The following is a 22,917-nucleotide window of genomic DNA, read 5'->3' on the forward strand; positions in this document are numbered from 1 at the left end:
CCTGGATTGAGGATTCCGCCATGGCCTACGAGCTGCATTACTGGCCGATGATCCCCGGCCGCGGCGAGTTCGTGCGGCTCGCCCTCGAAGCGGCCGGGGCGGATTACGTCGATGTCGCCCGCCAGCCCGAGGCGGAGGGCGGCGGCATCGCGGCGATGATGGACCGCCTGGAGGACGAGCCGGTCCGCCCGCCCTTCGCCCCGCCCTTCCTCAAGGACGGCGACCGCGTGATCGGACAGACCGCGGCGATCCTACTCTATCTCGGGCCGCGCCTCGGCCTCGTCGGGGCGGACGAGGCCGACCGGATCTGGACGCACCAGATCCAGCTCACGATCGCCGACATGGTGGCGGAGGCGCACGACACCCATCACCCGGTCGGCGTCGGCCTGTATTACGAGGATCAGCGACCCGAGGCGCGCCGCCGCGCAGAGGATTTTTGCAAGAACCGCATCCCGAAATTCCTGAACTGGTTCGAGCGCGTGCTCGCCGGCAACCCGGTGGGGCCGGAGCATCTGGTCGGCGGTGCAATGAGCTATGCCGACACGTCGCTGTTCCAGCTCGTGGCGGGCCTGCGCTACGCCTTTCCAAGGGCTGCGGCCCGGGCGCTGGCGCAGACGCCGGGCATCGTCGCCCACGTGGAGCGAATCGGGCAGCTGCCGCGGATCGCGGCCTATCGTGCAAGCGAGCGGTGCCTTCCCTTCAACGAAGCCGGCATCTTCCGGCGCTATCCGGAACTCGATGTCGGCTGACGAACCGCCGCGCGCGGGTTAACCTTTGACATTGTCGTGAAGACTGTTTCTCAGCCAAACGGTCGCGCTTGTGACGCCTGACGGCGTGCTACACCTACCCGCGTGAGCATGCCCGAGACTCCCCCCATCACCGAGGAACCGAGCGCCGAATCGGCGCGCTTTCGGATCGTGGAGCCGTTGCGGGCGGCGCAGGACCAACTCGCCCGGGTGCAGGATGCCGCCGGGATCGGTGTCTTCACCCTCGACCTGCGCGCGGGCGTGCTGCATCCGAGCCCCGCCTTCTGCCGCCTGCACGGCCTGGAAGTGTGTGAGCGATACGCGCTGGCCGCGTTCGCCGAGCGCTTCCCGGAGGAGGATCCGGCAATCCTCTCGGGTGCCTCGTCCAAGGAGGCGGTCTACCGCGTCCGCGATCCCCGAACCGGGGCCCCTCGCTGGATCGCCCGCACCCTCGAGATCGAGCGCGATGCGGACGGCGCGGCCCTGCGGCTCGCGGGCGTGGTGCGGGACGTGACCGAGCAGCGGGCCCAGGGCACGGCGTTGGCCGAGAGTGAGCAGCACTACCGCACGCTGTTCGAGCAGATGGATGAGGGCTACGCCGTCATCGAGTTCATCGACGGCCCGCACGGCCCCTTGAGCGACTACGTCCACGTCACCGCCAACCGTGCCTACGCCCAGCATTCCGGCATCGAGAACGTGGAGGGAAGACGCCTGCGCGAGATCGTCGGCGACGAGGCCGACGGTTGGCTCGCGCTCTACGGCGACGTCCTGCGCACCGGCCGGCCGATTCGCTTCCAGCGCGAGCTGGTCGCCACCGGGCGCTACCTCGAACTTGCCGCCTTCCGCATCGAGCCGCCGTCGCGCCGGCAGGTCGCGGTGCTGTTCCAGGACATCACGGCCCGGCGGCGCGTGGAGCACCTGCTCCATTCCAAGGCTGCCGACCTGGAAGCGGAAGTGGTGGCGCAAAGGCGCGACCGCGACCGCGTCTGGACGCTCTCACCGGTCCTCAAGGTCGTGGCCACCCCCGACGGGCGGATCGGCGCGGTGAACCCCTCGTGGAGCCGAACGCTGGGCTGGTCGCGGGCCGAGACGGTGGGCCGCCACGTGCCCGACTTCTTCGCGCCCGAGGAGCGGGCGGCGGCCGAGGCGGCGCTGGAACGGCTCGCGGCCGGCGCCTCGACCGACCTTGAGCTGACCTGCCTGACCAAGGACGGCGGCACCTGCCGGGTGCTCTGGACCATCGTGCCCGCCGACGGCCTGCTCTACGGCTTCGGCCGCGACATCACCGAGCAGCGGCATGCCGAGGACGCCCTGCGCCAGTCGCAGAAGCTGGAGGCGGTGGGCCAGCTCACCGGGGGCGTGGCCCACGACTTCAACAACCTGCTCACCATCATCCGCTCCTCGGTGGAGTTCCTGCGCCGGCCCGACCTCGCGCCCGAGCGCAAGCGCCGCTACCTCGACGCGGTCTCCGACACCGTGGACCGGGCGGCGAAGCTGACGGGCCAGCTCCTCGCCTTCGCCCGTCGGCAGGCGCTCAAGCCCGAGACCTTCGATGTCGGCGAACGGTTGCGCAGCATCTCGGAGATGCTCGATTCGGTGACCGGCGCGCGCATCCGCGTGGTGACCGACCTACCCGGCGCCCCCTGTTACGTCCGCGCCGATGCGAGCCAGTTCGAGACGGCTTTGGTCAACATGGCGGTCAACGCCCGCGACGCCATGGACGGCGAGGGACGCCTGACCCTGCGCCTCGACGGCGCCGTACCGATGCCGCCGATCCGCGGCCATGCCGGCTCGACGGGTCCCTTCGTCGCGGTCTCAGTCGTCGACACCGGCACCGGGATCGCCGTCGCCGACCTCTCCCGCATCTTCGAGCCGTTCTTCACCACCAAGGAGGTCGGCCGCGGCACGGGGCTCGGCCTCTCCCAGGTGATCGGCTTTGCCAAGCAATCGGGCGGGGATGTGGACGTGTGGAGCCGCGCGGGCGAGGGCACCACCTTCACCCTCTACCTGCCCGAGGTCGTTGCCCCCCTCGAGGCCCCCGCCCCCGCCCGGCCGAGGCCGGATGCGGATGCCGAGGCGCATCTGCGGATCCTCGTGGTCGAGGACAACCTCGAAGTCGGTCGCTTCTGCACCCAGATCCTGGAGGAACTCGGCCACCAGCCGGTCTGGGCAGAGAACGCCGAGGCGGCCCTGGTCGAGCTGGAACGCACCGAGACGCCGTTCGAGGCGGTGTTTTCCGACGTCGTGATGCCCGGCATGGGCGGCATCGCGCTGGCCCGCATCCTGCGCGAGCGTTTTCCGGACCTGCCGGTGGTCCTCACCTCGGGCTACAGCCACGTCCTGGCGCAGGACGACGCACATGGGTTCGAATTGCTGCGCAAGCCCTATTCGGCGGAGGAGCTGGGGCGGGTGCTCAAGGAGATGGCGGGGCGGCGGGTGAAGCGGGAAACGGTGTCGGGATAAGGCGCCGTTCGTGATGGGGCGTCTGCCACGCCCCTGCGAGCGGGTGGGCCGCCGAAACGCAAGAAGGCCCGCCTTTCGGCCGGCCTTCCTTCTCTCATGCCGCCCGGCCACCGACCGGGCGACGTCGGAACGTCCCGAAAACTACGGCTGACCGGCGGGCTTGTTGGCGGCGGGCGGGTTGGTCGGCGCCGTGGTCTGTCCTGCGGCCGGCGGGGTGGCGGGCGGCGTCGCGGGGGCGGTGGTCGTGGTGTTGGCCGGAGGCGTGGTCGTGCCCGTGGTGTCCTTCTTCTCGTCCTTGCAGGCCGCGAGGCCGAGAGCGAGCAGGCCGAGAACCGGGATCAGCTTGATGGCGCGCATGTGTTCCTCCGTGTCGTTAAGCTCTCGGAAGCGCTGCCGCGGACGGCCGGCGCAGCGGAAGAGCGGAAACGGGCTTTGCCGTGCTGTGGCAAAGCTGAGAACGCAGTGCGGCCCCAAACCGTTCAACATTCGCGTGAGTGGTGACCTGAAGAACGGGGGATGAGCGCCGAATTTCAGCGAAAGATAAGCGGGATGAAATCGGTGCCCCCGCCGTTCGGACCTTACCGGACCGGCAAGACTTGGCTGGCTGGCAGCGTTTGGCAGGTTTCGCAGAAAAAGGTCGAGCGCCCGCCCTGCACGATCCGGCCGACGCGGCCCGTGCAGCCCTTGGTCGGGCAGGCATGGCCCACCCGGTCGTAGACGCGGAAGCCGTGCTGGAAGGCGCCGCGCTCCCCGTCCGGCCGAGCGTAGTCGCGCAAGGTGGAGCCGCCGGCCGCCACCGCCTCGGTCAGCACCGCCTTGATCTCCTTGACGAGCTTCCTCGCCTTCGGTGTCGGCGCACCGTCGGGCTTGGCCAGCGCACCCGCCGGCAGGGCCGGGTGGAGGCCCGAGCGGTGCAGCGCCTCGCAGACATAGATGTTGCCCAGGCCCGCGATCAGGCGCTGGTCGAGGAGTGCGGCCTTCAGCGGCGTGATCTTTTTGGCGAACAGGCGCGCGAGCACGGGTGCGTCGAGGGCGTCGGAGAGCGGCTCGACGCCCATGCTGGCGAAGTGTCGGCAGGTCTCGAGGTCGCGTGTCGCCACGAGATCCATGAAGCCGAAGCGGCGGGCGTCGTTGTAGGTGACGGTGGCGCCGTTGGCGAACGCCATCACCACGTGGTCGTGCTTGGGCGTGCCGAGCGCCCCTTCGAGGTAGAAGTCGCCGGGCGAGAGGTTCGAGCCGTCGGGCAGGCGCACGTCGAAGCGCCCGCTCATGCCGAGATGCAGGATCAGGCTCTCGCCGGAATCGAGATGTGCCGTGAGGTACTTGGCCCGGCGCGCGAGGTCGAGCACCGTGGTGCCCTCCAGCCGCTCGGCGAAGCGCTCGGGGAAGGGGAAGCGCAGGTTCGGCCGGCGCAGGGTGACGCGGGCGACGCGCGCCCCGACCATCGCGGGGGCAAGCCCCCGGCGCACGGTCTCGACTTCGGGCAGTTCGGGCATGGTCGTCGGAGAGAAGCGGCGGCGGGAATGGAAGCTGTAGCGCCCTCCCCGCCCCCGGCGCGAGCCCTGCCGGCCGGTGCCGGGCGGCCACGGTGTCGCGCTGGCCCGCCGAGCCTCCCCGGGAACCGTTGCCGGGGCTCACGGCTTGCTCCCGGCCAAGGTCCTTTCGGTGCGCCTCTCGGGCCGGACCGGCCGCCCCTCCGGCGAGAGCGCGTCAGCCGGTCGTCGGAGTCAGCACGGCATGAGCGCCCACCCCTACCGGTTCGGGATCGAGGAAGAGTATTTCCTCGCCGATGCCGAGACCCGCGGCACGCCGCGTCGATCGGTCAAGCCGTTCCATCAGGCGGCCGGGGAGCGGCTGCCGGAGATCGGGCGGGAACTGCTGCAATGTCAGGTCGAGGTCTGCACGCCGCCCTCCACGGCGTTCCCGGCCGCCCACGCCGCGCTGTTGGAGCAGCGGCAGGCCTTGGCGGATCTGGGCCGCGAGCATGGGCTTCTGGTCTTTGCCGCCGGCACTCACCCCATCGCCGACTGGGCGCGGCAATTGCCGACCAAGGGCGACCGCTACCGCGGCATCCTGCGCGATGTGGGCCTCGCCGGGCGGCGCAGCCTAATCTGCGGCATGCACGTCCATGTCGAGGTCGCCGACCCCGACCGGCGCGTCGCGCTGATGGACCGGCTGCTGCCGTTCCAGCCGCTGCTGTTCGCGTTGTCGGCCTCCTCGCCGTTCTGGCAGGGCAAGCCGACGGGATTGTCCGCCTACCGCCTCAGCGCCTTCGGCGAGTTGCCCCGCACCGGCCTGCCCGATCTGATGGGCGATGCGGCGGCGTATGAGCGCTACGTGCGCATCATGACCCAGGCCGGCTCGATCCAGGATGCGAGCTTCCTGTGGTGGTCCTTACGCCCCTCGATCAAGTTCCCGACGCTCGAACTGCGCATCGCCGATTCCTGCACCCGGCTTTCCGACGCCATCGTCGTGGCGGCCCTGTTCCGCTGCCTCGTGCGGCTGGTCGAGCGCCGGCCCGACATCAATGCCGGGCTCACCGGCGTCTCGCGGGCGATCGCGGCGGAGAACCTGTGGCGGGCCCAGCGCAGTGGGATCGAGGCCGAGCTGATCGACGAGGCCTCCGAGCAGGCGTTCCCTTTCGAGGCTGCCCTCGACACGCTGCTCTCGCTGATCGCGGAGGATGCCGAGGCGCTGGGCTGCACCGAAGAGGTGGCCGACGCCCGCCGCATCCTACGCGAGGGCACCAGCGCCGACCGGCAGATCGCCGCGTTCGAGGGCACCCGCGGCGGCGACACCAGCAACCGCCAAGCCCTCGACGCGGTGGTGGATTGGCTCGCCGAGACCACCCGGGCGGGATGACCACGCGGGCGGGGTGAGGACGGTCAACTGAACAGACCGGTGAGGCTCACGAGGCTGAGACCCGCGATCAGCAGGCCCACCACGACCATCAGCACCCGCGCCGGGATCACCCTGACCAGCCCGGCGGCGATGGGTGCTGCGAACAGCCCGCCGACGACGAGGCCGGCGATGGTGGTCCAGTGGGTCAGCCCGCCGAGCAGGGTGAAGGACAACCCGCTCGCCACCGCGACGAAGAACTCCGCCGCGTTGACCGAGCCGATCGTGGTGCGCGGATCCTGGCCGCCGCCGACCAGCGTGGTCGTGACCACCGGCCCCCACCCGCCGCCGCCGATCGCATCGACGAAACCGCCGCCGAGCGCCAGCGGCACCACGGCCCGCGGCGGCTCGCGGCGCGTCTTCAGGGTGCGGAACGCCTTCGACAGGACGTAGAGCCCCATCCCAAGCAGGTAGACCGAGACGAACGGCTTGATGGTCTCGCCATCGACCGAGGTGAGGAGGTACGCGCCCGCCACCGCACCGATCACGCCGGGGATCAGCAGGCGCCGGAACAGCGCGCCGTTCACGTTGCCGAGCCGCCAGTGCGAGAAGCCGGAAAAGGCGGTGGTGAAGATCTCGGCCACATGCACGGAAGCCGAGGCCGCCGCCGGCGGCACTCCGGTGGAAAGAAGGAAGGTGGTCGAGGTGATGCCGTAGGCCATGCCGAGCGCACCATCGACGGCCTGCGCCGCGAGCCCGACTGCCGCCGCGGTCCAGAATCCGCGGCTCGTCAACCCGTCGCGGACCGCCTGGACGGTGCCGGCATCGGCGAGCGTCACGAACAGGGCCGCAGCGGCGGCCACGACGAGGCCCGCGAGCCCGACCAGGGCAAGCGTGCGCGGCTCGACGAATTTCGCCGGCCGTGCAGCGGCGGAGGACGATCCGGCCATCGGGAAACCATCCATGCGAGAAGGAGCCGACAGGCTAAGGACTTGGGGCTCGCGAGCAAGGGAGCGGCGTTCCCAAGTTCAACGCGCGCCGAGGCCGAAACTCTCCGTCGCTCCCCCGCGGGGGAATGTCCTTCCCGGGAACCGCGTTTCCCCGGATTCGCCGGCCGGTTCAGCCCTTCTCGAACGGGTTCTTCGTCGTGCGCAGGGACAGGCGGATCGGCGCGCCGGGCAGTTCGAACGCTTCGCGCAGGCCGTTGACGAGGTAGCGGGTGTAGGATTTCGGCAGGGCGTCGAGCTGGTTGCCGAACAGGGCGAAGTGCGGCGGGCGGCTCTTCACCTGGGTGGCGTAGCGGATCTTGATGCGCCGGCCGGAGACCGCGGGCGGCGGGTTGCGCTGCGTCGCCTCGGTGAGCCACGCGTTGATCCGCGCCGTCGAGACGCGCCGGCTCCACACCTCGGAGGCATCGACCACCGCCTGCATCAGCTTGTCGATCCCCTCGCCCGCGAGCCCCGACAGCGGCACCACCGAGACGCCGCGCACCTGCGGCAGCAGGCGGGTGCAGTCTTCCCGCAGGGTCTTGAGCAGCCCCGGCTGGTCGGCGACGAGATCCCACTTGTTGAGGCCGATCACCACCGCGCGGCCCTCGCTCTCGACCAGATCGACGATGGTGAGATCCTGCTTCTCGAAGGGAATCGTCGCATCGAGGAGCACGACCACGACCTCGGCGAAACGCACGGCGCGCAGGCCGTCCGAGACCGCGAGCTTTTCCAGCTTGTCGTCGATGCGGGCCCGGCGGCGCATGCCGGCGGTGTCGTGCAGCTTGATCCGGCGCCCGCGCCACTCCCAATCGAGGGAGATCGAATCGCGGGTGATGCCGGCCTCGGGCCCGACCAGCAGGCGGTCCTCGCCGATCATCCGGTTGATGAGGGTGGACTTGCCGGCGTTCGGCCGCCCGACGATGGCGACGCGCAGGCCCTTGCCGCCCTCCCCGTCCTCGTCCTCCTCGTCGGGTTCGGGCAGAACCTCGCGCAGCGCATCCTGCAGCGAGCCCAGTCCCTCGCCGTGCTCGGCGGAGAACGGGATCGGGTCGCCGAGCCCCAGCGAGAACGCGTCGTAGGCCCCCGCCATCCCAGCGCCGCCCTCGGCCTTGTTGGCGATGAGGATAACGGGGCAGCCGGAGCGGCGCACCAGTTCGGCGAAGGGCCGGTCGGACGGCAGGACGCCGGCGCGGGCGTCGATCACGAACAGCACCGCGTCGGCTTCGAGGATCGCGGCCTCGGTCTGGGCCCGCATCCGGCCCAGCAGCGAGTCGGCATCCGCTTCTTCGAGGCCGGCGGTGTCGATGACGCGGAAGGCGACGTCGCCGATGAAGCCCTCGCCCTCGCGGCGGTCGCGGGTCACGCCGGGGCGGTCATCCACCAGGGCGAGCTTGCGCCCAACCAGCCGGTTGAACAGGGTCGACTTGCCGACATTCGGGCGTCCGACGATCGCGACGGTCGGCAGATCCATGGGAAACAACAGTCTCGTCAGGCGCGCGGGCAAGGGAGCCCGACGCGCAACATCTAGTTTGAAGATAGGCGGTTCCGGCCGCGCCGTCAGCGGGTGATCGGCGGCGGCGCGGCATTCTCGGGCTTGGCCTCCGTCACGGTGACAGCGCCACCGGCGACCAGCGCCTGATAGATCTCGACCCGCTGACGCAGGCCCTGGGGCGTCTCGCCGTCGGCGCCGATCTGGTCGAACCAGCGGCCGGCGCCCTCGATGTCGCCGCGCTTGAGCGCGGTGAGGCCGAGCATCTCGCGGGCGGTGTGGCGGAAGGCGTTGGTCGGGGCGGCAAGGCCCTGGAGGCTGGTCAGCGCCGGGTTCGGATCGGTGCCGTCGAGGCGCAGCAGCGCCGCGCGGAGGCGAGCGAGGTCGCGCAGGGCATCGCTGACCCCGGAATCGGCAGCGAGTTTATCGTAGGCCACCGCCCCGGCGGCCGCATCGCGCTTGGTCGCCTCGGCGGCGAGGCGGAAGCGGGCGAGCAGGGCGTAGCCCCCCGGCCCGTCGGCCTGGATCGCGGCGAAGTCGCGGTCGGCCTCCTCCGCCTTGCCGTCCTTGGCGAGGCGGTTGGCCCGATCGAACTGCTCGGAGGCCGCCTCGGCGCGGGTGCGCTCGGCATGGCGCCAGTAATTGTAGCCGCCGACGCCGGCCACGAGGAGGATCGCCCCGGCGATGATCAGCGCGTTGTAGCGCTTCCAGATGTTGGCGATCTGGTCGCGGCGGTAATCCTCGTCGACCTCGCGGATGAACTCGTTGTTCTCGGCCATGACAAATCCGGGCGCTCCTCGCGGAGCGCGCTCGCCTCGCTCGTCGTCTTGTCCGGGGCGCCTAGCACAGCGCCCCCGCTTTGGCGAATGGGGGGCTTCAAGCCTGTCCCGGCCAAGCGGCGACGCCGATGAGCAGCGGGTGCAGGTACTTGCCGAACACGAACCATGCCACGACGCCGACGACCACGGCGATGGCATCGTTGCGCCAGCCGGCCGGCGCGGCCTGCCGGCCATGCTGCTGCGCCACCTGACCGGCCGTGAGCGTGCGGCGCTTGGCGCTGATGCGGGCGACCACCGCCCAGGCGAGGAAGGAGCCGAACAGCAGGATCGAGCCGAGATCGCCGTTGGCCAGGAGGTGGGCGGTCGCCCAGATCTTCACGCCCAGCAGCATCGGATGCTTGAGCCGGGTGCGGATGTGGCCCGGCAGGTAGGTCGCAGCGAGGCTGATGAAGGCGAACAGCGTCAGCAGTACCGCGAGATGCCGGGTCCAGAGCGGCGGCGACCAGACCGGGATCATGCCGTCCCCCCGGTAGAGCCCGTAGCCGTAGACGGTCAGGATCAGGCCCAGCACCGAGAGCAGGGTGTAGCCGAGCTTGAACCGCCCCTCGCCGATCCGGCCGATCACCTCCGCGCGCCGGGCGCGGGCCATGGAGAAGGCGTGCGTGCCGAGGAACAGCACGAGGCCGAGGATCAGAACCAGCATGGGGCAGCCTGTGGACGGCGCTCGCTCCGGCGGATGCGGACAAGCTCCCTGTAACGGTTCAAAACGCAATCTCGGCGGGATGTCCAGATCGTCCCGTCCGCTTGCCCGCCCTCTCGCCGGCCTTCTCGCCGTGACGCTCGCGCTCTCGTGCGGCCCTGTGCCGCCGGCCGCCGCCGCGGAGCCGCCGCTCGCGGCGCTCACCCTGACGGGACCGGAACGGACGATCTTCTCGCCCGCACGCGACGCCTGCGACGGCGCCGACGTGCCCGACGCGCCCGCCCGCGCCTTCCGCGACGCCTCGGGTCAGATCGCGGTCTACGGCCTGCACTACCGCAACCGGGCCCTGCGCGGCCTCGATCTCGACAGCCTGAAGATCGATTGCCGCGTCGTACTCGATTCGGGCGAGAAGCCGGACCCGGCGCTCTACGACGACCGGTCGTGGATCACCGCCACCTGGACCGAGGACGGCACGAACGTCGCCGCCCTGCTCCACCACGAGTATCAGGCCAACGAGCATGAGGGCCGCTGCCGCTCCAAGGTGTACATGGAGTGCTGGTACAACACGGTCACCGCGGCCTTCTCCCGCGACGGCGGACGCAGCTTCACCCGCGCGGCGCCGCCCGCGGTGGTGGCGGGCGCGCCGTTCCGGCAGGAGGAGGGGCAGGGCCGGCACCGGGGCTTCTTCAACCCGTCCAACATCTTCGGCGAGGGGCGTTTCCGCTACTTCCTCGCCTCGACCACGGGCTGGGACCGGCCCGGTAGCGATCAGGCGGCGGGCGTCTGCCTGTTCCGCACCGAGCGCCCGGACGATCCCACGAGCTGGCGCGCCTGGACCGGCACCGGTTTCACCGCCGCCTTCCCCGACCCCTACCGCAAGACGTTCAAGATCGCCGATACCTGCCGGCCGGTCGGGCCGTTCCCCGCCCCCGTCGGCGCGGTGGTGCGCCACCGCGGCTCCGGGGCCTGGATCGCCGTGTTCATGGCGGCCAAGGGCGGCGCGTTTCCGGAATCGGGCTTCTATTGGAGCACGTCGCGCGACCTGCTCGTCTGGGACGTGCCGCGGCTGCTGCTGGCGGGCGCCACGCTCTACGACGATCCGTGCCGGGCCAAAGGGCGGCTGATCGCCTACCCGTCCCTGCTCGATCCGGGTGCCAAGGGCCGCAACTTCGACGATGTCGGCGAAAGCGCACTTCTCACCTTCGCAACACTTCGTACGGAGGGCTGCACCATCACCTCCGACCGCGACCTCGTGCGGCGGCCGGTGTCGATCAAGGTGTGGCCGTGAGCGCCCGCCTCAGCCGAGGCCGAGCGCCGCCTTCTCCTCGAGATAGGCCGCGTGCACCGCGTCCCGGCCGTAGGCGCGCTCCAGCCGGCGCACGGTGAAGTGGGCGCGGGCCATGGACTGGAAGTGGTCCATGAAGGCGGCGTTGACGGCCGCCCCGCCGAGCGCCCCGATCACCGGCACGGCCTGGGCCGCGACCTTCTGCGAAACGACGAGGCCGAACCGGGCGGCGATCTGCGCGGTGAGCCGCACCAGCGGCGGCGCGCCGGCATCGAGCAGCGAGCGGTGGGCGGCGTAGCGGGCGGCTTCCGACATGGTCTTGGCCAGGGCCGCGCGCACCGCGAAATAGCCGCTATCGGCCACCGTCGTCTCGGCGCCGGCCCGTCCGCCGAGGGCGAAGACCTGCACGCAGGCGAGTGCGCTCTCGGGATCGCTCAGATCCTCGCCCTCCTCCCGGGCGATCTCGGCGATGGAGCGCAGCATGAGCGTCGTCGAGACCGGCAGCTCGACCGCCAGCGTCGCGAGGCCGAGCACGCCGCCGACGGCGCCCGTCACCGCGGCGAGCGCCTTGTGGCGGGTGTCGCTCGATCCGAGCAGGCGGCTCAGGCGCCCGCCGGCCTCGGTCTCGATGCGCTCCAGCGCCGTGCCGGCGGGTTTGACAGCCTTGTCCGGCAGGGTCGCGAGCGCGACCCGCAGGGCCGTGCGCATCGCGCCCTCCGTGGCGCTAGCCACCGTCTCGGTGATGGGCGCCGGCAGCGCGCGGCCGATCATGTCGAGGGGCGCACCCGCCGCGGCCGAGAGCCGGGAGGCCAGCCCCGGCTTCTCCAGCACGGCCACCGCGCGCCGCAGGACGGCGCGGTCCTCCTCCGACAGGGGCCGGCCGGCCGGCGGGTCGATCGGGACCGGGAGGGTTTCTCCGGCAACGGCAAGGTCGTTCACGTCTGCGCCCTCGCGACTTTGGGCGGGATCTCGGGGCCCGCTTCGGCTGAAGCAAGACCGACGGGGGCGGTTGGGTTCCCCGGCACGGCATCGGGTGCGGCCTCGGCCGGGCTTTCCGCGGGCGCCGTGCGCTGCGGGATACGGCCGACGGCAAAGCACAGGGCGACGACGGGGATGCCGACCGCCGCGGTCATGGCGAAGAAGGTCGGGAAGCCGTAGGCCGCCACCACGAAGCCGGAGGTGCCGGCGACCAGCTTGCCCGGCAGGGCGTAGAGCGAGGAGAACAGCGCGTATTGCGTGGCGGCAAAGCCCGGCGTGGTCAGGCTCGACATGTAGGCGATCAGCGCGATGCCGGCGAAGGAACCGCACAGGCTCTCGATCGAGACCGCGATGGCGAGGCGCCATTGCTCTGGATCGCCGAGCGCCAGCCACGCCAGCGACAGGTGCGAGGCGGCGGCGATGAAGGCGCCGATCACCAGGGTCGGGAACATGCCGAGCCGGGCGATCGACCAGCCGCCCGCAAAGCCCCCGGCGATCCCGACCCAGATGCCGAACAGCTTGACGATGGTGGCGATCTCCGCCTTGCCGTAGCCGAGCGTGATGTAGAGCGGGTTGGCCATCACCCCGGAGACGAAGTCCGGCATCCGGTAGAGCGCGACCAGCGCCAGCACCGCGAACAGGGCGTTGCCCATCCGGGCGTGGAGTTCCGTCAGGGGCTCCAGCACGGCGCGGCGCACGGCGGCCGGCAGGTCGCGCTTGCCCGTCGCCGCCTCGCGCGGCCGGTCGTAGGGCGTGGCGAGGAGGGCCGCGATCAGGCCGACGCCCATCAGCGCGGCCATGCAGAGATAGGCCAGCGTCCAGCCGCCATAGGCCGCGACGTAGAGCGCGCCGGCGCCGGCCAGGATCAGCCCGAACCGGTAGCCGAGGTTCGAGGTGGCGGCCATGATCCCCTGCAGGTCGGTGCCCGCCGCCTCGATGCGCCAGCCGTCGATCACCACGTCCTGGGTGGCGGCGCAGAAGGCAACGAGGAAGGCGCCGAGGCCGATGAGCGCGAGATGGTCCTTCGGGTCGGCGAAGGCCATCAGCACCAGCGCCAGGGCGGTGGCGATCTGCGTCACGATCATCCAAGCGCGCTTGCGGCCGAGGCGCGGGGCCAGAAACGGCACGTCGACCCGGTCGATCGAGGGCGCCCAGAGGAACTTCAGCGAGTACGGCAGCGCGACGTAGCTGAACAAGCCGATCGTCTTGATGTCGATGCCGGAATCGGCGAGCCGCAGGGTGAAGGTGCCGAGCACGAGCAGGAGCGGCAGGCCGGAGGAGAAGCCGAGCGCCAGCATCTGCGCGACGCGCTTGTCCTCGGTGATGTCGCGCAGGCGCAGCTTGCGCGGCTTCGTCTTCGCGGGCGTTTCGGGGGTCGCTGCTTGCGCCGCCATCGCGTGGAACTCCCTGGAGCCTTCGCCCGGAGGCGGAGGCGGGGTTTCATGGGACCTTGAGATGCCGCGGACGGCCGGTCGCCCCGACGCGCGCATCGTTCGCTCGCGCATCTTTGATACGACTCCGCGGAAAACATGGCGGCCTTGCGCCCGCCGGCTCCCGTCGCCGCCCTTGCGGGCGGAGCGCAGCTTCGGAATCCTGCGTTCCTTTATGGGGCAAGCATGGTTGACGGAACCGTAATGGCCAGCGTCCGCACGATAGCGAGCCGCCGGGGTGCTCCGTGCTTGGCCGCACGGAACGGGGGAGGGGCGGGCTCGTTGGAGTCGCGGAGCCGGACGCGTCGCAACGCGTCGGGTGACTCCGGTTCGCGTGCCGCGCTCGAAATCGGCAGGCTTGTGTTGGCGTAGAGATGACGGGTTTTCCCAAAGGAGCGAGCCTACCCTCGGGCGTGACGGTGGAGGTCTTCGCGGCAGCCTTCGAGGCCAGCCCGACACCGATGGTCGTCACCGATCCGCGGCGGGGGGACAATCCGGTCGTCTGGGTCAACGGCGCCTTTCTGGCGCTCACCGGCTATGACCGCGAGGAACTCTACGGCCACAATTGCCGTATGCTGCAAGGTCCGCGCACCGATGCGGCGGTGCTAGAGACGCTGCGGGCGGCGCTCGCCGCCGGCCGGCCGTTCGAGGGCGAGTTGCTCAACTACCGCAAGGACGGCACGGCGTTCTGGAACGGCATGACGATCAACCCCGTCTGCAACGAGGCGGGCAAGGTTCTGTTCTTCTTCTCGGCCCAGGCCGACATGACCGACAAGCACCGCCTGGAACTGGCGATGCGCGACGCCAACGACGCGCTGGAGCGCGAGGTGAGCGAGCGCACCGCCGACCTGCGCTCGGCGCTCGAACAGAAGACCGCGCTGCTCCACGAGGTCGATCACCGGGTCAAGAACAACCTCCAGGTCATCTCCTCGCTGATGCTGCTGAAGGCTCGCCGCACGCCCGTGGGCGATGCCCGCGACGCGCTCCAGGCCATGGCCGACCGGATCGGCGCCCTCTCCACGGCCCACCGGATGCTGTACTCGGAGGGCGACGTCTCCCGCTTCGACTTCAGGGAATTCACCGACGACCTGATCGCCGACCTCGCCGCCGGACTCGACGGGGACCGCACCCGGATCGAGACCGAGATCGAGGCGCTGGCGCTCTCCGCCGCCATGGCCGCACCGCTGGCGCTGCTGATCCACGAATTGACGACGAACGCCCTGCTCCACGCCTTCCCGGAGGCGCGCCGCGGCCGGGTCGCCATCGAGGCACACCGTTGCGAGACGGGGATGCGCCTCGTCATTCAGGACGACGGCATCGGCATGGCCTCGGCGCCCCCCAATCCCGCCGGCTTCGGCCGCACCCTGGTCGAGATGGTGGTGCGCCAGTTGCGCGGCACCCTCGAATGGTCGGATGCCGGGCCCGGCACGCGGATCACGATCACGATCCCGCTCGTCGGGACCGACGCATTGTGACGGACAGGCGCCTCCGCATTCCGGCCCGTTTCCACCGGAAACCGGTCCCGCGACGGGCCGCGCCCGTTCCCTCTTGCGCAAATCCGGCGGATCCATTCGGGGCGGGGGGATCGAACGACGCCGGGAGAACCGCGATGCCCGAGGTGAGGGAGGTGCCGAGGGAGGCGCCCTTGCGCATCCTCGTCGTCGAGGACGAGGTGCTGATCGCCCTCGAACTGGAATGCCTGCTGGAAGACCTCGGCCATGTCAGCGTCGGCGTGGCGGGCTGCTCGGCGGACGCCATCGCCCTCGGCCGCACCGCCCAGCCCGACGTGGCGCTGGTGGACATCCACCTCATCGACGGGCCGACCGGGGTGGAGGTGGCGCGCCAATTGAGCCGCGACCCGCGGGTCACCGTGGTGTTCATGACCGCCAACGCCAAGCGGATCCCGCCGGATTTCGCGGGCGCGCTCGGGGTCATCGCCAAGCCTTACTCCGAGCGTGCCGTGGCGGGCGCCCTCGACTACGTCGCCCAGCGCCGTGCCGGCCACCCGCCCTCCGCCGAGACCCTCGACGGCTTCCACCTCGCCCCGGGACCGGGCGGCGGGGATCGGACCGGCGGGCAGCCCTGACGTCCGCGCGCCAGCCCGACCCTCACGCCTTCGGCACGTTCCGCTCCAGTTCGTCGAGCCACGCCCGGGCACTGGCATCCGACGGGGCGCGCCAGTCGCCGCGGGGTGAGAGGGAGCCGCCGGCCGAGACCTTCGGGCCGTTGGGCAGCGTCGAGCGCTTGAACTGGCTGAAGCGGAAGAAGCGGTCGAGGAAGACGCCGAGCCAGCGCCTGATCTCCGGCAGGTCGTAGGCGACGCGCTTGGCCTCCGGGAAATCCGGCGGCCAGTCGCCGGCCGCCGCGTCGCCCCAGGCGTGGAGCGCGAGGAAGGCGATCTTCGACGGGCGGAAGCCGTGGCGCAGGGTGAACCAGAGATTGAAATCCTGCAGGGCGTAGGGGCCGATCTTGGCCTCCGTGCTCTGTGGCCCCTCGCCTTCCGAGGCCGGCACCAGTTCGGGCGAGATCTCGGTGTCGAGCACCGCCCGGAGCGTGCGGTTCTCCGCCTCGCCGAACTGCCCGGACGCGATCACCCAGCGGATCAGGTGCTGGATCAGGGTCTTGGGCACGCCCGCGTTGACGCCGTAATGGCTCATCTGGTCGCCGACGCCGTAGGTGCTCCAGCCGAGCGCCAGTTCCGAAAGGTCGCCGGTGCCGATGACGATGCCGCCGTGCTGGTTGGCCAGCCGGAACAGGTAATCGGTGCGCAGGCCCGCCTGCACATTCTCGAAGGTGACGTCGTAGACCGCCTCCCCGCGCCCGAACGGGTGACCCATATCGGTCAGCATCTGCCGGGCGGCCGGGCGGATGTCGATCTCCTCCGAGGTGGTGCCGAGCGCCCGCATCAGGGCGTGGGCGTTGGTCTTGGTCTCGTCGGAGGTGGCAAAGCCCGGCAGGGTGTAGGCCAGGATATTTTTCCGCGGGAGGTCGAGTTTATCGAAGGCTTTGGCGACGACGATCAGCGCGTGGGTCGAGTCGAGGCCGCCGGAAACCCCGATCACCGCCCGCTTGGTGCCCGTCGCCGCGAGCCGCTGGGCGAGGCCGGCGACCTGGATGTTGTAAGCCTCGTAGCAGTCCTGCGCGAGGCGGGCGGGGTCGGCCGGCACGAAGGGGAAACGCTCGACCCGGCGCTCCAGACCGAGATCGCCCTGCGGCGGGTCGAGCCGGAAGGGGATCGTGCGCCAGGGGCGCGGGCTCTGGTGGCGGGCGTTGTCGTCGAGGCTCCCGGCCTGGAGCCGCTCCGCGGCGATCAGGTCGAGGTCGATATCGGCCAACGTCACGACCGGCGCTTGCGGGAAGCGCTGCCCTTCGGCCAGCCGCACGCCGTTCTCGTCGATGCTGGTCTGCCCGTCCCAGGACAGGTCGGTGGTGGACTCGCCGGTGCCGGCCGCGGCGTAGACGTAGGCGCACAGGCCCCGCATCGAGGCGGCGCGGGTGAGGAGCGCGCGGGAATCGGCCCGGCCCACGGTGATCGGGCTGCCCGAGGGGTTGGCGATCACGGTGGCGCCGGCCAGCACCGCATCCATGCCCGGCGCCTGCGGCACCCAGAGGTCTTCGCAGATCTCGATGGCGAGGCGGAAGCCCGGTAGGTCGGCGGCGGAAAAGATCAGGTCGGTGCCGAACGGCGCCTCCAGCCCGCCGAGGCGGATCGCCTCGCCCAGGATACCGGCGCCGGAAGCGAAGTGGCGCTTCTCGTAGAACTCCCGGTAGTTCGGCAGGTAACTCTTCGGCACGACGCCGAGCAGCCGCCCGCCCCGGATCGCCACGGCGCAGTTATAGAGCCGGTGGCGCCAGCGCAGGGGCGCGCCGACGACGAGCAGCGGCGTGAGCCCGGCGCTCTCCTCGACCAGCCGCGCCACGCCCGCCTCGACCGCGTCGAGCAGGGTGGCTTGCAGCAGCAGATCCTCGATGGCGTAGGAGGACACGCAGAGTTCGGGGAAGACCGCGAGCGCCGCCCCGGCCCCGTGTGCCTGCCGCGCGAGGCCCAGGATGTCGGCGGCATTGGCCGCCGGGTCGCCCGGATGGCTGCGGCCGGTGCAGGCGGCGACGCGGGCAAAGCCGTGCCGGTAGAGGGAGCGGAAGCTTTTCGGACTCAAGGTCTCTTGGCTCGGAGTCGTCACCGGGTCTCACTGCTCACCTGATACGGCAGGAACTCCTGCCAAGTGCCTCTCGCGCCGTCCTTTTCGAGATTATTTCCAGGCGCGACCGAGATTGGGCCGCCATCCGTCACCGGGCCTCGAAACATCGCCGTGAAGAGCCAACCGGGCTCGATGATATCCGGTTCATGCCACGCTTGCACCGGTCGGTCCGAGGCGCCCCGGAAGAGGGGAGGGCGGGTGCGGGACGAGGTTGGGAAAGGTCGAAGCAAGGTCGAGGCAAGCGTTCGTTAACGACGATCCGCCTACCTTGGGGCTCGAACCGCTCCGCAGGAGCCGGACCTTGTTTCGAGTCATCTCACAGATCATGCGCGCATCGGGACGGCCTCCCCATTCCCATCGTGATCCATCGCGGCCGAGCCGCGGCGGCGACCGCCTGGACCGGTCGATCGGCGGCATCGCCCATCGGCTGATGAGCCTGCGCTCCAACCTCGCCCGGCGCATCGCGGGCGCGCCCCCGGCCCCGCCGCGGGCGCTTCCCCACGCGTTGCCGCATCCGGCGCTGCTGCAGCCGGGCACGGACGGGTTCGACGCGGGCAACGTGCCGAGCTGGCTGGTGCCGCCGGGGGCGATGCTCGGCCGCGCGCCGGCCGCGCAGGAGGATTGGGGTTCGCAGCCGTGGTCGCTCGAACCGGAGGAGGGGCTGTTCGAGATGCCCGCGCCTGCCCTGCCCTATGGCGCTCAGCCGGAGATGCCGTTCGAGAGCCGCATCGATCCCCGCGCCTCCGGTCCCGGCGTTCTGGTGCGCACGCCGCGCCGACCGGCGGCGATCGCGCCCGAGGCCGGCGTGATCCCGGCGGCCCACGCCCTGCCCGCTTCGCAGGATGGGTCCTACAGCGTGCCGCAGGCTGCGCTGCCCGAGGCGGTGCGCTTCACCCGCACCCCCGACACCGTTCTGATGGAGCGCCGCCGCCAGGCTCTGGAGGCCGAGCGCGAGGCGCAGCTCCGGGCCCAGGCCCTGCTCGATGCCCAGGCCGCCGCCGAGGCCGCAGAAGCCGCCGCCGAGGCCGCGGCGCTGGAGGCGCAGCGGGCCCGCGAGGCAGCGGAGCGCGAAGCCGCCGAGCGCGCGGCGCAACGCGTCGCCGAGAACGACGAGGCCGCCCGGCTGCGCGCCGAGCAGGCCGCCTCCGAGGTGCCGAGCTGGCGCCGCCCGTTCGTGCCGCCGCCCGGCGTGAGTTTCTTCCGCACCCCCGACCGCCGGCAGAAGCCCGTCGTCCAAGTGCCGCAGGCTGAAGGTGGACCGCAGGCTGAAGGCGGGCCGCAGGTCGAAGTCGTCTCGCACGTCGCGTTCGCCCCGCAGCCCGCGCTGGCGATCGAGGAGATCGGGTTCGACGCGATGCGCTTCGAGGCTGTCGCCGCCGAGCCCCTGCAGGCCGCGCCGCTCGCCGCCCCGGCGGAAGCGTCCGAGGCCGCGGCCCTCTTTGCCGGATTGTACGCGCCCTTCATCCCGCCGGTCCCGGCCGAGCCGTCCGACTGGTCGGACGTGCCGGACTGGTCGGCCCTGCACGGCTGGTTCGGCCCATCCGAGTCGGTGGTCGAGGTCGTCGAGCCGGTCGCCCCCGCCGCGCGCCGCGCGGTGCTGAACGCCATGGCCGCCCGCGCCGCGATCCGCCCGGCCCGTTCGGCTTTCGCCGAGGCCGCGCCGCAGCCCGCCTTTGACGCCGCCCCGCAAGCCGTGGCGCCTGCCCCGGCCGCGGGCGCCGCCGTTGTGCCGGCACCCGTCGCCGTGCATCCTTTCACGGCCTATCCGGCTCCCGCCCCGTTCCAGCCTGCACCGCAGGCCCCCTCCCCTGCCGCCCTGGTGGCAGCGCCGCTGACGATCCCGGCCCGCCCGGTCCTGCTGCGCACGCGGCCCGGCGCCGAGGCGGAGCCGGCCGAGGAGCCGGTCATCGAGACGGTGCAGGAGGTGATCGCCGAGGCGATTCGGGAGACCGCCCAGGACGTCATCTGTGAGACCGCCGACGCGTTCGAGGCGGACACCGCCGAGCCGGTGGCCGCCATCGAGCCCGAACCCGAGAACCGTCCGCGGGCGATCCTGCCCGAGCGTCCGATGCTGATCCCCGCCGGGCGCCACCTGGAGGCGTCGTTCGTCGGCAATGCCGACTACGAACTGCCCGATCTGGAACTGCTCGCCGAGCCGCCGCTGAACGACGGCGAGGAGGTCGATGCGGACGAGCTGGAGCAGAACGCGCTCAACCTCCAGCAGACCGTGCAGGATTTCGGCGTGCGCGGCGACATCCTCGCCGTACGCCCCGGCCCCGTCGTCACGCTCTACGAATTGGAGCCGGCGCCCGGCACCAAGTCGAGCCGCGTCATCGGCCTGTCGGACGACATCGCCCGCTCGATGTCCGCCGTATCCGCCCGCGTCGCCGTCGTCCCCGGCCGCAACGTGATCGGCATCGAACTGCCGAACCCGGTGCGCGAGACCGTGTACCTGCGCGAATTGCTGGCCTCGGTCGATTTCGTCGAGACCAAGCACAAGCTCGCCCTGTGCCTCGGCAAAAACATCGGCGGCGAGCCCATCATCGCCGACCTCGCCCGCATGCCGCACCTGCTGGTGGCCGGCACCACCGGGTCGGGCAAGTCGGTGGCCATCAACACCATGATCCTGTCGCTGCTCTACCGGCTCAAGCCGGAAGAGTGCCGCCTCATCATGGTCGATCCCAAGATGCTGGAACTGTCGGTCTACGACGGCATCCCGCACCTGCTCTCCCCCGTCGTCATCGACCCGAAGAAGGCGGTCATCGCCCTCAAATGGGCCGTGCGCGAGATGGAGGAGCGCTACAAGAAGATGTCGAAGATCAGCGTGCGCAACATCGACGGGTACAATGCCCGGATGAAGGAGGCGCGCGAGCGGGGCGAGACCATCACCCGCACGATCCAGACCGGCTTCGACCGCACCACCGGCGAGGCGGTGTTCGAAGAGCAGGAGATGGACCTCTCGGCCCTGCCCTACATCGTGATCGTGGTCGACGAGATGGCCGACCTGATGATGGTGGCGGGCAAGGATATCGAGGGCGCGATCCAGCGGCTGGCGCAGATGGCGCGCGCGGCCGGCATCCACCTCATCATGGCGACGCAGCGCCCCTCGGTCGACGTCATCACCGGCACGATCAAGGCGAACTTCCCGACCCGGATCTCCTTCCAGGTGACGAGCAAGATCGACAGCCGCACGATCCTGGGCGAGATGGGCGCGGAGCAGTTGCTGGGCCAGGGCGACATGCTGTTCATGGCCGGGGGCGGGCGCACGACCCGCGTGCACGGGCCGTTCTGCTCGGACTCCGAGGTCGAGACGGTTGTCGCCCACCTCAAGCGCCAGGGCCGACCCTCCTACCTCGAAGCGGTCACCGCCGACGACGGCTCCTCCGAGCAGCCGGAGAAGCCGGCCAAGGGCGGGCGGGCGGCGGCCAAGGCCGAGAAGGACGACTTCGCCGAAACCGAGGAAGCCGACGCGCCGGTCTTCGACATTGGTGCCTTCGCGGCGACCGCGGGCGCGGAGGGCGGCGAACTCTACGAGCAGGCCATCGCCGTTGTGCTGCGCGACAAGAAGGCGTCGACCTCCTACATCCAGCGCCGCCTGCAGATCGGCTACAACCGCGCCGCCTCGATCATGGAGCGGATGGAGATCGAGGGGATCGTCGGCCCGGCCAACCATGCGGGCAAGCGCGAGATCCTGGTCGAGGGTCTCTCCGGCGCCCCGGCCGGCGGCTACGACGACGACTGAGCGTCTTTTCACGACCGCGTAAATCCAGCCCCCGTCGCATATTCGCCACAGGGGCCGGGTCTACCCGCGAATACGACATCCGGGCGCGCCACCGCCGCGCGTCCGCACCGGGACGGCAAGAGCCCCACCGGGACGGCAAGTGCCCCGCGTCCGCCAAGCTTTCGGAGATGCCCACACGATGACTGGCCGACGCCTCTCCCTCGCTGCCGGTCCGCTGCTCGTCGCCGCGCTGGCGCTCCAGCCGCAGCCCGTGGAGGCCCAAGTTTCCTCCTTCCTCGACGGCCTGTTCGGCCGCAAGGAGGAGCCGCCGGCTCCTCCGGCCCGGGCACCCGAGCCGGAGGCCGCCCCGGCGCCAGCCCCGGCCAAGAAGGCGGCGGCCAAGCCGGGCAAAGGAACGGACAAGGCGGCCGAGAAGGCGGCGGAAAAACCCACCGAGAAGACCGGCAGCCTCAAGGCCGCGGTCAAGCCCAGCGCGCCCGCTCCGGCGACGCCGGCCGCGAGCCCCGGCACGCGGGTCGCGGCGGTGGGCGCGCCGACCCTCGGCGCCTCGCTGCAGGACGCCGACCCGGCCACCGTGGTCGCGGCGGCCAACAGCTATTTCAACGGCTTCCAGACCCTGACCGGCGGCTTCATCCAGATCGGCGCCGACGGGCGGCGCATCGGCGGCCGGCTCACCCTGGCCAAGCCGGGGCGCCTGCGCTTCGAGTACGACCAGCCCTCCCCCCTCGAAGTGGTGGCCGACGGCACCTCGGTGGCGGTGCGCGACCGCAAGCTCGGCACCCAGGATCTCTACTTCATCTCGCAGACGCCGCTGAAATTCCTGCTGCGGGACAAGATCGACCTCGCCCGCGACCTGACGGTGAGCGACGTCACCAACGATCCGGGCGGGGTGCGCATCGCGCTGGAGGACCGCTCGACGCTGGGCGGCACCTCGAAGATCCAGCTCTTCTTCGATGCCGAGATGAAGACCCTGTCGCAGTGGCGGATCACCGACCCGCAGGGCTACCTCACCACCGTGCAACTCTCGAACCTGCAGAAGGGCAAGGCGGTCGATGGGTCGCTGTTCTTCATCAATTACGGACGGTCCGAGGACAAGGCGATGCAGCAGCAGATCGAGGGACGAAACCCCTGATACGGTTTCCTGTACCTGAGGGCTGGCCGTGCTTTGATACGGCCTGGGCGTCTGGCGATCTGACGGTTTCCGGGTCCGTCACGATGACACCGGCTTTGCCGTCGTGGCGCGACCGTCAAACGGCACGATCCCGGACGCCCTGTCTTG

The 22,917-nt window shown here is 71.0% G+C and carries 17 protein-coding genes; 8 read left to right on the forward strand and 9 right to left on the reverse strand.

Annotation, left to right across the window (positions count from 1 at the left end):
* Positions 1-20 precede the first annotated feature (20 nt).
* Positions 21-749, forward strand: coding sequence for a glutathione S-transferase (locus tag MKK50_RS24290; protein ID WP_499025745.1), 729 nt, complete (start codon positions 21-23; stop codon positions 747-749).
* A gap of 108 nt (positions 750-857) precedes the next feature.
* Entirely contained in the window at positions 858-3,209 is a 2,352-nt protein-coding gene (locus MKK50_RS24295; RefSeq protein ID WP_499025746.1) for a PAS domain-containing protein, read from the forward strand.
* A gap of 141 nt (positions 3,210-3,350) precedes the next feature.
* Here the strand turns inward: MKK50_RS24295 and MKK50_RS24300 are convergent, their stop codons facing one another.
* Together MKK50_RS24300 and mutM are read right to left on the reverse strand one after the other, a co-directional pair.
* Complete coding sequence (locus MKK50_RS24300; RefSeq protein ID WP_253369890.1) at positions 3,351-3,566, reverse strand: hypothetical protein; 216 nt, start codon at positions 3,564-3,566, stop codon at positions 3,351-3,353.
* A gap of 221 nt (positions 3,567-3,787) precedes the next feature.
* On the reverse strand, positions 3,788-4,705 hold the full coding sequence (mutM, locus tag MKK50_RS24305) for a bifunctional DNA-formamidopyrimidine glycosylase/DNA-(apurinic or apyrimidinic site) lyase (RefSeq protein WP_499025747.1): 918 nt from the start codon (positions 4,703-4,705) through the stop codon (positions 3,788-3,790).
* 241 nt (positions 4,706-4,946) lie between these two features.
* Between mutM and MKK50_RS24310 the strand changes: the two genes are divergently transcribed.
* Positions 4,947-6,071, forward strand: a complete 1,125-nt coding sequence (locus MKK50_RS24310; RefSeq protein ID WP_499025748.1) for a carboxylate-amine ligase — start codon at positions 4,947-4,949, stop codon at positions 6,069-6,071.
* Positions 6,072-6,094: 23 nt separating this feature from the next.
* Here the strand turns inward: MKK50_RS24310 and MKK50_RS24315 are convergent, their stop codons facing one another.
* The 4 genes from MKK50_RS24315 to MKK50_RS24330 form a co-directional block, all read right to left on the reverse strand.
* Complete coding sequence (locus tag MKK50_RS24315; protein WP_499025749.1) at positions 6,095-6,997, reverse strand: sulfite exporter TauE/SafE family protein; 903 nt, start codon at positions 6,995-6,997, stop codon at positions 6,095-6,097.
* A gap of 169 nt (positions 6,998-7,166) precedes the next feature.
* Entirely contained in the window at positions 7,167-8,507 is a 1,341-nt protein-coding gene (der, locus tag MKK50_RS24320; protein WP_499025751.1) for a ribosome biogenesis GTPase Der, read from the reverse strand.
* An 86-nt stretch (positions 8,508-8,593) separates the two neighbouring features.
* Positions 8,594-9,304, reverse strand: coding sequence for a tetratricopeptide repeat protein (locus MKK50_RS24325; protein ID WP_499025753.1), 711 nt, complete (start codon positions 9,302-9,304; stop codon positions 8,594-8,596).
* Positions 9,305-9,401: 97 nt separating this feature from the next.
* Positions 9,402-10,007: an NnrU family protein gene (locus tag MKK50_RS24330; protein WP_499025754.1), complete on the reverse strand. Its 606-nt coding sequence runs from the start codon at positions 10,005-10,007 to the stop codon at positions 9,402-9,404.
* Positions 10,008-10,086: 79 nt separating this feature from the next.
* Here MKK50_RS24330 and MKK50_RS24335 point away from each other — a divergent pair, with 79 nt between their 5' ends.
* Positions 10,087-11,292 carry a hypothetical protein gene (locus MKK50_RS24335; protein ID WP_499025756.1) on the forward strand — a complete coding sequence of 402 codons (1,206 nt, stop codon included), beginning with the start codon at positions 10,087-10,089 and terminating at the stop codon, positions 11,290-11,292.
* Between the two features lie 9 nt (positions 11,293-11,301).
* Here the strand turns inward: MKK50_RS24335 and MKK50_RS24340 are convergent, their stop codons facing one another.
* Positions 11,302-12,228, reverse strand: a complete 927-nt coding sequence (locus tag MKK50_RS24340) for an EcsC family protein (RefSeq protein ID WP_499025758.1) — start codon at positions 12,226-12,228, stop codon at positions 11,302-11,304.
* On the reverse strand, positions 12,225-13,661 hold the full coding sequence (locus MKK50_RS24345) for an AmpG family muropeptide MFS transporter (protein ID WP_499025759.1): 1,437 nt from the start codon (positions 13,659-13,661) through the stop codon (positions 12,225-12,227). Before MKK50_RS24345 ends, MKK50_RS24340 begins: the two co-directional genes overlap by 4 nt.
* Before the next feature lie 410 nt (positions 13,662-14,071).
* Here MKK50_RS24345 and MKK50_RS24350 point away from each other — a divergent pair, with 410 nt between their 5' ends.
* Positions 14,072-15,172, forward strand: a complete 1,101-nt coding sequence (locus tag MKK50_RS24350) for a histidine kinase dimerization/phosphoacceptor domain -containing protein (protein WP_499025760.1) — start codon at positions 14,072-14,074, stop codon at positions 15,170-15,172.
* Positions 15,173-15,306: 134 nt separating this feature from the next.
* Positions 15,307-15,783: a response regulator gene (locus tag MKK50_RS24355; RefSeq protein ID WP_499025761.1), complete on the forward strand. Its 477-nt coding sequence runs from the start codon at positions 15,307-15,309 to the stop codon at positions 15,781-15,783.
* Between the two features lie 22 nt (positions 15,784-15,805).
* Here the strand turns inward: MKK50_RS24355 and MKK50_RS24360 are convergent, their stop codons facing one another.
* Entirely contained in the window at positions 15,806-17,878 is a 2,073-nt protein-coding gene (locus tag MKK50_RS24360) for an NAD(+) synthase (protein WP_499025763.1), read from the reverse strand.
* Between the two features lie 448 nt (positions 17,879-18,326).
* On the opposite strand from MKK50_RS24360, the gene MKK50_RS24365 reads away from it, so the two are divergent.
* The gene (locus MKK50_RS24365) at positions 18,327-21,638 is read left to right on the forward strand and encodes a DNA translocase FtsK (RefSeq protein WP_499025764.1); all 3,312 of its coding nucleotides are present in this window, start codon (positions 18,327-18,329) and stop codon (positions 21,636-21,638) included.
* A 178-nt stretch (positions 21,639-21,816) separates the two neighbouring features.
* On the forward strand, positions 21,817-22,770 hold the full coding sequence (locus tag MKK50_RS24370; RefSeq protein ID WP_499025766.1) for a LolA family protein: 954 nt from the start codon (positions 21,817-21,819) through the stop codon (positions 22,768-22,770).
* The last annotated feature ends 147 nt before the right edge of the window (positions 22,771-22,917 follow it).

The organism is Methylobacterium sp. J-043, assembly GCF_022829505.1.
In the GTDB taxonomy this organism is placed as follows: domain Bacteria; phylum Pseudomonadota; class Alphaproteobacteria; order Rhizobiales; family Beijerinckiaceae; genus Methylobacterium; species Methylobacterium extorquens_A.

Bases quoted from the DNA above. Each gene is read 5' to 3' on its own strand.
- MKK50_RS24310 (WP_499025748.1), top strand. From the start codon at position 4,947: ATGAGCGCCCACCCCTACCGGTTCGGGATCGAGGAAGAGTATTTCCTC.
- MKK50_RS24330 (WP_499025754.1), bottom strand. From the start codon at position 10,007: ATGCTGGTTCTGATCCTCGGCCTCGTGCTGTTCCTCGGCACGCACGCC.
- MKK50_RS24365 (WP_499025764.1), top strand. From the start codon at position 18,327: ATGAGCCTGCGCTCCAACCTCGCCCGGCGCATCGCGGGCGCGCCCCCG.
- MKK50_RS24335 (WP_499025756.1), top strand. From the start codon at position 10,087: ATGTCCAGATCGTCCCGTCCGCTTGCCCGCCCTCTCGCCGGCCTTCTC.
- MKK50_RS24345 (WP_499025759.1), bottom strand. From the start codon at position 13,661: ATGGCGGCGCAAGCAGCGACCCCCGAAACGCCCGCGAAGACGAAGCCG.
- mutM (WP_499025747.1), bottom strand. From the start codon at position 4,705: ATGCCCGAACTGCCCGAAGTCGAGACCGTGCGCCGGGGGCTTGCCCCC.
- MKK50_RS24315 (WP_499025749.1), bottom strand. From the start codon at position 6,997: ATGGCCGGATCGTCCTCCGCCGCTGCACGGCCGGCGAAATTCGTCGAG.
- der (WP_499025751.1), bottom strand. From the start codon at position 8,507: ATGGATCTGCCGACCGTCGCGATCGTCGGACGCCCGAATGTCGGCAAG.
- MKK50_RS24295 (WP_499025746.1), top strand. From the start codon at position 858: ATGCCCGAGACTCCCCCCATCACCGAGGAACCGAGCGCCGAATCGGCG.
- MKK50_RS24350 (WP_499025760.1), top strand. From the start codon at position 14,072: ATGACGGGTTTTCCCAAAGGAGCGAGCCTACCCTCGGGCGTGACGGTG.
- MKK50_RS24300 (WP_253369890.1), bottom strand. From the start codon at position 3,566: ATGCGCGCCATCAAGCTGATCCCGGTTCTCGGCCTGCTCGCTCTCGGC.
- MKK50_RS24290 (WP_499025745.1), top strand. From the start codon at position 21: ATGGCCTACGAGCTGCATTACTGGCCGATGATCCCCGGCCGCGGCGAG.
- MKK50_RS24355 (WP_499025761.1), top strand. From the start codon at position 15,307: ATGCCCGAGGTGAGGGAGGTGCCGAGGGAGGCGCCCTTGCGCATCCTC.
- MKK50_RS24370 (WP_499025766.1), top strand. From the start codon at position 21,817: ATGACTGGCCGACGCCTCTCCCTCGCTGCCGGTCCGCTGCTCGTCGCC.
- MKK50_RS24325 (WP_499025753.1), bottom strand. From the start codon at position 9,304: ATGGCCGAGAACAACGAGTTCATCCGCGAGGTCGACGAGGATTACCGC.